Origin of the sequence: Eggerthella sp. (assembly GCF_048329335.1) — a bacterium.
GTDB classification, from domain to species: Bacteria; Actinomycetota; Coriobacteriia; order Coriobacteriales; family Eggerthellaceae; genus Eggerthella; species Eggerthella lenta.
On record NZ_DBFEGU010000235.1, the window covers coordinates 1 to 8,465 of the forward strand.

Genomic DNA, 8,465 nt, shown 5'->3' on the forward strand with positions numbered 1-8,465 from the left:
CCCTGCAACGCCCGAAGAGCTGCTGGCGACGTTCGATCTCGCCGCGCTGCCGACGACCTTCGACGACCTCGTGCAAGTGCGTTGGAGGTAAGCCTACCGGAGTCGCCCCGCCGCAGCGACTCCGCTGCCGTGGGCGCAAAACGGCACCCATGACATTTTCTTGAGGCTATCCACTGGGAAATCGTATATCGAAAAATTCGCCATCAGGGGTTTTGGTCGACGTCGCGCCCGCACGGCACGCGCAAATTGCCATGGGTGCCGTTTTGCGCCCACAACGGCGAATCGTTCGCCGACCCCCTGTTTTCTCAGCTGAAATTCCCTCACTCACGCATTTTGCGTGAGAACTTTCGCCATAATTCCTCCACATTTCATCCAGAATGCAGATAGTTTCGCCATCGTTCGCTGCCTAAAGTTAGCCCAACGGAGGAATGCAGCGAAGGGGGAGGCGCATGACTGCCATGCAAGATAAAACCGTCGTCGACGCGAAAGCCGTCGAGGATCGGATGGCTGCAATCGAGGACACGGTATGCCGCCATCCGCTCAACCGCGAGGTGCTCTATCGCATGCTCGCGTACTGCGCCGAGGAGCGCGCGTTGGACGACCTTGAGCGCGAAGCAGCATCCTGGCCCGAATTCGAAACCGCTACCCAGAACCAGTACCGCCTGGCCGAGCATCTCGTGCGCGCCGGCGGGCTGGATAGGATCGAGCGAGACGAGCGCGGCGCCATCGTCATGGAGCAGGACAAGGAGGGTCTCGACGAGGACGCCGTCGACGACCTCGTGCGTTCCGTAGCGTTTCGCACCACCGAAGCGGGCGCGCGCTTCGTCGAGCAGCATCGCCCTCAGGCGCGCCTCGTGGAGTTGCTGCAGCTCGCGCCGGAACGCGCCGACGTGTATATCGAGCTGCTGGAGTTCGTCCGAGCCCGTCCGCGCGCCTACAACGACATCGTGGAACTGCTGCGCGGGCGCCCCGTGCTGGAAACCGTCGTCGACGGCGAGCGGCGGCGCATGCAGCCCAGCGTGTTCGTGGACAAGCTGGAGCGCTCGGGCGCTTTGGTCTGGAAAGAAGGTTGGTGTCTGACGGAGGAGGGGGACGCGTTTCTGCGGGATCTGAAGGCAAGCGAGTAGAACCATCATAAGGAGAAAGGTTGGAGAACATGGCTGAAACCACGTTGACACGTCGAAGCTTCGTCAAGGCGTCCGCTCTGGTGGGCGCGACGGCGGCGTTCGGCGCTTCGATGGCCGGCTGTATGCAGGAGGCTCCGCAGGAGCAGGCTCCGTCCGGCGGCGGCGCCGACGAGGGTCTCGTGAGGATGAAGACGTCCTGCCACGGCTGCATCCAGATGTGCCCGGCTATCGCGTATCTGAAGGACGGCGTCGTCGTAAAGCTGGAAGGCGACCCCGACGCGCCGGTAAGTCGCGGAAGCCTGTGCATCAAGGGCCTCAACCAGCTGCACACCATGTACAGCCCCCGCCGCGTGCTGCATCCGCTTCGGCGTGCCGGCGAGCGCGGCGAGAACAAATGGGAGGTCATCAGCTGGGACGAGGCCGTCGAGGAAGCGGCCACGCATATCTGCGACGCCATCGACAAATACGGCCCCTATTCCTTCTTCGCCAGCGTGGGCGGCGGCGGAGCCTACTCGTTCATGGAGGCCATGACCCTGCCCATGGCGTTCGGGTCGCCCACCGTGTTCGAGCCCGGCTGCGCCCAGTGCTATCTGCCGCGCTGGAGCATGTCGAAGCTGTTCTACGGCGGCAACGACCAGTCCATCGCCGACAACGCCGTGCAGGAGATATTCCGTCCCGACCCCGACAACAAGGCCGAGGTCGTGGTGCTGTGGGGCGCCCAGCCTTCCGTCAGCCAGACGGCAGAATCGGGTCGCGGCATGGCCGAGCTGCGCGCCAAGGGCGTGAAGACCATCGTGGTCGATCCCAACTTCTCGCCCGACGCGGTGAAGGCCGACGTGTGGCTGCCGGTGCGCCCGGCCACCGACACGGGCCTGCTCCTGTGCTGGTTCCGCTACATCTTCGAGAACAAGCTCTACGACGAGCAGTTCACGAAGTACTGGACGAACCTGCCCTTCCTTATCGACCCCGAGACGAAGCTGCCGGTGAAGGCGCAGGAACTGTTCCCCGACTTCCAGCAGACCACGCCCGAGAACACCCCGGCCTACGTCTGCTACGACCTCAAGACGAACGCGGTGGCGCCCTTCGAGTTCTCCGCGCCCGCCGACGCCGCAGTGAACCCCGAGATCTTCTGGACGGGCGACTTCGAAGGGAAGACGTACAAGACCGCCGGCCAGATCTACAAGGAAGAAGCCGATCCCTGGACGCTCGAGCACACCGCCGAGAACTGCTGGCTCGATGCCGACAAGATCGAAAAAGCCATCAAGATCTACGCCGAGGCCTCCGTTGCCGGCATCGCGAACGGCGTGGCGTCGGACATGACCGAGTCCGCCTCGCAGGTGCCGCTGGGCTGCATGGGCCTGGACTCCATCATGGGCTACGTCAACAAGCCCGGCTGCACGATGACGCAGTACGGCGCCGCCGGCGCGCCGCCGACGAAGCGCCCGGTCACGTACAACAACGGCTTCGACGGCATGTTCTCGGACATGTACGGCATCGGCGCGGTCATCGGCATGAGCGATGCCGAGAACGAGGCGCGCGCGAAGAAGCTGGGGGAGGAGAACCCGCAGCAGAAGCTGGCGAACCAGCTGCTCGTCGATCGACTTGGCATGAAAGACCACAAGGGTCTGTACGCATGGTGCCACAGCCATATCCCCACGGTGCGCGAGGCCATCGCCACCGGCGAGCCGTACAAGCCGCGCGTGTGGTTCGACATGTCGGGCAACAAGCTGGCCATGCTGGGCAATGCGAAGTCGTGGTACGACGTGTTCCCCGAGGTCGACTACATCATCGGCCAGTACCCGATGCTCACCTCCTTCCACATCGAGGCCGCCGACCTCGTGTTCCCCGTGCGCGAGTGGCTGGAAGAGCCCATGGTGAACATGACCCAGCTCAACACCCAGTGGCTGCAGAACGAGTGCGTGCACATCGGCGAGACGGTGTCGCACTCCATCCCAGCCGCGCAGGTGGTGGCGAAATGCGCGGAGAAGATGGGCGGCGAGCTGCCCGGTCTCAAGCCCGGATACCTGGGCAGCGCCACCGAGGAGGAGGTCAAGGCCTCCGTCGCCGAGACGCTGCACGCGCCCAGCTGGGACGAGCTGGTGAAGGACGCCGACAAGTACGTGCCCTACGTCACGCCGGCCAGCGAGTACTTCCATTACGGCCAACATGAAACCGTGGTGGACGATGGCCTGCCTGCCGGCTTCGGCACCGAGTCCCGCAAGATCGAGGTGTACTGCCAGATCCTGCTCAAGCTGGCGCGCACGGGATATCCGTTCTGCTATCCGGAGCCGCAGGAGCCCTGCGAGGACTACAGCCCCATCTGCTCGTACATCGAGCCGGCGGAGAGCCCGCTGTCCGACGAGGAATACCCCTTCGTGCTCACGTCGGGCCGCGTGCCGTACTTCCACCATGGCACCATGCGCCACGCCGCGCTGTCGCGCGAGCTGTTCCCCACGGCCGAGATCCGCATCAATCCGGCGAGCGCCAAGGAGCTGGGCATCGAGCATATGGATTGGGTGAAGGTGACCAGCCGCCGCGGCGAGGTGCACGCGCGCGCCTACCTCACCGAGGGCGTGCATCCGAAAACCGTGTGGATGGAGCGCTTCTGGAACCCGGAGTGCTACGACGAGTCCCAGACAAACCCGACGGCCGGCTGGCGCGAGTGCAACGTGAACGTGCTCACGAAGAACGACGCCCCGTTCAACGAAGTGTACGGCTCCTACACGAACCGCGGTTTCACGGTGAAGATCGAGAAGTCCCAGAAACCCGCGAACGTATGGGTGGAGCCCGAGGAGTTCGCGCCGTTCCTGCCGACTGAGGAAATGCTGTCCGAAGCTCAGACGAAGGATGTGTTCTGATGAGAAACTGCCTGGTTATCGATCTCGACCGCTGCAGCGGATGCGACGGCTGCGTTGCGGCCTGCAAGCTTGAGAACAACGTCGATTTGGGCGTGTACTACAACCGCGTGCACGCCGTGGGACCCACGGGCACCTTCCCGGACATCGAGCAGTACTGGATTCCCCTGCAATGCCAGCAGTGCGAGAACCCCGGCTGCATCGAAGTGTGCCCGACGGGCGCATCGTACCGCGACGAAGCCACGGGCGTGGTGCTGGTCAATGCCGAGGAGTGCATCGGGTGCGAATCGTGCCTGAAGGGCTGCCCGTACAATGTGCGCACGCTCAATCCGAACACGAATGTGGTGGAGAAGTGCACGTTGTGCTTCCAGCGACATGAGGAGGAGGACTGGGTGCCGGCCTGCGTGCACAACTGCTGCTGCGGCGCGCGCTACTTCGGCGACCTGGACGATCCCGACAGCTCCGCTGCGAAGGCTGTTGCAGCGGCTGGCGCGGAGAACTGCCACCAGCTTGACGATCCGCACGGGCTCAAACCGGCGACGGTCTACATCTTGTCCGCCGCAACGGCGGCATGGCAGGGCGATCCTGTGACGACGGACCGCGTGTCCGCATCGTAAGCCCGCGCGCTGCAACCCGTCCCGGCAGGCCGAACCCCTCCCAAGGCCTGCCGGGACGCGGCGGCGCGTCCAAGCCAGGGGTCGAGAAGCAACGAGAAAGGGGAGTCACGATGATGGAGACGCAGACCTGCGCGGGCCTCGTGTCGGCGCTCGAGGGTCGCGCGGCGTTCTACGACGTGGTGGCGGCGCTGTACTACAAACCGCTCGCCCAAGAGCAGATCGACCACATCGCCGAGGGAGGCCTTGCGGCATTCGCCGGCGCGGGAGAACTCATGGCGGAGGGCCTGCACGACATGGAGCGCGCGCTGTCGAAGCGGCACTCCGGCACGCGCCAGGAGCTGGCAGTGGACTTCACGGGCGCCTTCGCCGGGACGTCGTCGTGGAAAGGCCGCTACGCCACGCCCTACGAGTCGGTGTTCACGAGCGAGGAAGGCCTGCTGTTCCAGGACTCCTACCACGAGGTGTACCGCCTGTACCGCCAGAACAGCGTGCGGAAAAGCCCCGGCTACGACTTCCCCGACGACCACCTGTCGTACCTCTGCGAGTTCCAGGCTCTCCTGGCGAGCCGGGCCGTGCGCGCGCTCGAGACGAACGATGCGGAATGCGCGCTCGAACAAGTGCGCCTTTCGCAGCACGTGCTGCACGACCATATCCTGTCGTGGTTCGACGACTTCGAGGAGCTGGCGCTGCACTTGGTGAAAACGCGTTTCTACCGCGGCGTGCTGAAGATGAGCAAGGGCTTCTTCCTGTTCGACGCCGAGGTGCTGGCCGATATGGCGGAGGAGTTGGAGAGGCTATGACGTTCGCGCTGGTGCTCGCATGCACGGTTGCCGCCTGCTTCGCGCTGCGCAACCCCCTCAAAGCCTGCCCGATGGCGTTCTACGCGGCGGCCCTGCTCGTGGACGTCGCCTTCGTGGCGGGGACGTTCTGGGGCATGCCCCGCGACGCATGGAGCGTGTTCTTCGTCCTTATCCAGAAATGCCTGCTGCCGCTTGCCCTGTTCGTCGTGGTCATGTACATCGGCGTGCTGGATCGCGGCTCGCGCGCCTGCATGTGGCTCAAGCCCGTGCGCGCCGAGCTGTCTATCGTCGCCTGGCTCCTGTCGCTCGGCCACGTGGCCGTGTACGGGGCCACGTACCTGCCGCGCATCGCGTCGGGCGGGGCGACGAACGGCAACGTGGCCGCCTCGTTCGCGGTGGCGGTCGTGCTGCTGGCGCTGCTGGCCGTGCTGGGCGTCACGTCGTTCAACCTGGTGAAGAGGCGCATGCGCACCGAAACTTGGAAGAAGGTGCAGAAGCTCGCCTATCCGTTCTTCCTGCTCACGTACGTGCACCTGCTGCTGATGCTGGCCCCTTCGGCGCTGCATGGCGGCGTTGCGGCGACGACAAGCGTTGCGGTATACTCGATCGTGTTCGCGGCATACGTCGTTTTACGGCTCGTCCGCGCGGCGAAGGAACGCCGTATCCGCGAAGCCGTCTGACGCTCGAGGGGAAGCGCGCGGTTCGGGCTGTCGTCCGTTTCGGGAGGGGGAGTCGACGGCTTCATGAAGGGATTTTTCGAAAAGCTCGTCAAGGCGTGCCCTTCGCTGCCGTTTTTGGCGTTGGGCGTCTGGCTGGCATGGGCCTACATCGCCTACAGCGGCACGGCATGGCTCTCCGACACGGAGATGAACGGCGCCAACATATCAACGATGTACATCGTGTCCACGCTGACGTTCGGCATCGTGCTCTTGGCGTCCACCTTTCGGGCGGCTCGCATACGGCAGCTGCTCGACCGCCCCGCCGTGGTGATCGCCGGCGGCGCGTTCGCTTCGCTCGGCTGCCTCGTCATCGTCCTCATCGGGCCGTACTACCTCACGAAGGTGCTTCCGTACGACCTGATCACCGCTCTTTTCTACATCGCCAGCGCCTGCACGGGGCTGGGCACGGCCGTCGTCGGCTTGAAGTGCGGGCAGCTCTACGGCGCCATCGCGCCGCGCAAGGCCATCCTGTACACGGCGCTGTCGCACGTGGCGATCGCAGTCATCTACTTCACCGTCATCGGATCGCCCTCGTGGCAGCCCGTGCCCGGCGGGCCGTCGCTCGCGGGCATCCTCGCCTTCGTGGGCATGCCGCTTGCGGCAGCCGGAGCCGCCGCGCTGTCGTTCATCGCACCGTTGGGCGAGAAGGCGGAGCGCGGCGAGAGCCGCTCCCGCTTCCCGCGCTCGTTCTGGAAGCTGGCAGCCGTCACGTTCGCGTTCTCGTTCGTCGTGGTTGCCCTGCGCTCGATGCTCGTCGAGGTGTCGCCGATCGACGTCACGTTGGACAACACGCGCCTGGTCATGCTGCTGCGCATGGCGATGGCGCTCGTCTTCGCAGCGGCCGCCATCGGCGTGGAGGGCGAGCGGTTCGATTTCGGAAAGATCTACTCCGTCATCATGGCCGCCGTCGTGGCGCTCATCGCGTTCTGTCCCATCGTTGGCGTCACGCACCTTGGATGGAGCGCGCTCGTCACGTTCCTCTCGGCGGTCTTCGAATTCGTGCTGTGGTGCATCCTCGCGTTCGTGGTGTACCAACGCCATATCTCGGCCGTGCTCGTGTTCGGCTTCGGTTACGGAGCGTTCATGGCGGGGTCGGGAGCAGGATGGCTGGCGGGCGTGCACGTGTTTCCGCAGATAGCAGCCACGGGCAACTCGATCGTGCTGTACCTCGTGCTGGCGTTCGCAGTGCTGGCCTGCGCGTTCGTGCTGTTCTCGGAGAAGGAGTTCGATCGTCTGTTCAAGCCCGAAGGGGAGGGGGAGGCCTCGCTCGACGACCTGCTGGGCGACGAGCTGCCCGGTATGCGCCCCGACGACGCTGACGCGCATACGAACAAGAAGGGGCGCTTCGGGCTGGCCATCGATGCGCTAGCCGATCAGGCGGGGCTGTCGCGACGCGAGAAGGACGTGCTGCGCTGCCTTGCCATGGGCTACGATGCCGGCGCCGCAGCCAAGCGCCTTCAGGTGTCGTGGAATACCGTGCGAACCCACACCCGCAACGTGTACGCGAAGCTGGATATCCATTCGCGCCAAGAGCTCATCGACCTCGTCGACCGCGCCACCGAACGTACGCAGGAGCGCTGATCAGACGAACAGAATCGAGAGCGCGGTCATGACGGCGCAGGCTCCCAGCAGCAAGACGAGCAGGCGCACGCCGTCCTTCTTGAAGCGATCCCGATAGTTCTGCTCGTCGCGACCCGCGAACAGCGTCCAAAGCAGGCTCAGGCAGAACGCCACCAGCGCTATGTTGTTGAGGATGGAGGAGGTTTGCGCGAACGCCGGCACGCCGGTCATCTTGCTCATCTCGTAGGCCATGAGCGTGGCCGTCACGGCGAAGCAGGCGACCATCACCCATGCCGCGCGCTTTCCCGTATTAGCGGTTCCTTCGGGGAAGAACGTGCCCTTCTTCGCCTTCTCGGGCTTGGCGATGAGGAACAGCCAGCGCCCGTTGTACAGCTGCACTGTCAGCAGCGCGAACGCGACCAGCAGCAACACGCCTAGAACCAAACGAGCGATCTCCATCCGCATTCTCCTTTGTTCCTCGCAAGCGGCGTCCGTCGCCGTTGCCGCATCGTAGCCGCAGCCCCGGGCGGCGTCTCCCGCCTCGTCGTTTTCACGTCCTTGGAAGTATACGGCATGCACGGCCCTTCCGGCCACCACGTGACGCGAGATGTCCCGAAAGCGGAAGGGTCTCTCGCACGGTGCGTCGTGCGAGCACGATGTTTCGGGAGCTCGCGTCGGAGGCGCCTTCCCGCCGAGCATCTTGAGTCCTCCCCTCGGTGCATCCGAAAGCGCCTCCGTTGGCGAAAAATCATCGGATTCGGAAGTTTTCAAACGGATAGCAGACGTG

7 protein-coding genes are annotated in these 8,465 nt (G+C 64.7%); 6 read left to right on the forward strand and 1 reads right to left on the reverse strand.

Annotated features, from left to right (window positions below; genetic code table 11):
• Positions 1 to 449 precede the first annotated feature (449 nt).
• The 6 genes from ACMO6A_RS07750 (at position 450) to ACMO6A_RS07775 (ending at position 7,699) form a co-directional block, all read left to right on the forward strand.
• Entirely contained in the window at positions 450 to 1,127 is a 678-nt protein-coding gene (locus ACMO6A_RS07750) for a hypothetical protein (RefSeq protein WP_009306995.1), read from the forward strand.
• Between the two features lie 29 nt (positions 1,128 to 1,156).
• Positions 1,157 to 3,985, forward strand: a complete 2,829-nt coding sequence (locus tag ACMO6A_RS07755) for a molybdopterin-containing oxidoreductase family protein (protein ID WP_009306996.1) — start codon at positions 1,157 to 1,159, stop codon at positions 3,983 to 3,985.
• On the forward strand, positions 3,985 to 4,599 hold the full coding sequence (locus ACMO6A_RS07760; protein WP_009306997.1) for a 4Fe-4S dicluster domain-containing protein: 615 nt from the start codon (positions 3,985 to 3,987) through the stop codon (positions 4,597 to 4,599). The genes ACMO6A_RS07755 and ACMO6A_RS07760 overlap by 1 nt, the downstream gene beginning before the upstream one ends.
• A 110-nt stretch (positions 4,600 to 4,709) precedes the next feature.
• Complete coding sequence (locus ACMO6A_RS07765; RefSeq protein ID WP_009608665.1) at positions 4,710 to 5,399, forward strand: TorD/DmsD family molecular chaperone; 690 nt, start codon at positions 4,710 to 4,712, stop codon at positions 5,397 to 5,399.
• A complete protein-coding gene (locus tag ACMO6A_RS07770) occupies positions 5,396 to 6,079 on the forward strand; it encodes a ferric reductase-like transmembrane domain-containing protein (protein ID WP_009306999.1) in 684 nt (227 codons plus the stop codon). The genes ACMO6A_RS07765 and ACMO6A_RS07770 overlap by 4 nt, the downstream gene beginning before the upstream one ends.
• A gap of 63 nt (positions 6,080 to 6,142) precedes the next feature.
• Positions 6,143 to 7,699, forward strand: coding sequence for a helix-turn-helix transcriptional regulator (locus ACMO6A_RS07775; RefSeq protein WP_009307000.1), 1,557 nt, complete (start codon positions 6,143 to 6,145; stop codon positions 7,697 to 7,699).
• On the opposite strand, the gene ACMO6A_RS07780 is transcribed toward ACMO6A_RS07775, so the two are convergent.
• Positions 7,700 to 8,137, reverse strand: coding sequence for a lipocalin (locus ACMO6A_RS07780; protein WP_418471031.1), 438 nt, complete (start codon positions 8,135 to 8,137; stop codon positions 7,700 to 7,702). It lies immediately after the preceding gene.
• Positions 8,138 to 8,465 lie beyond the last annotated feature (328 nt).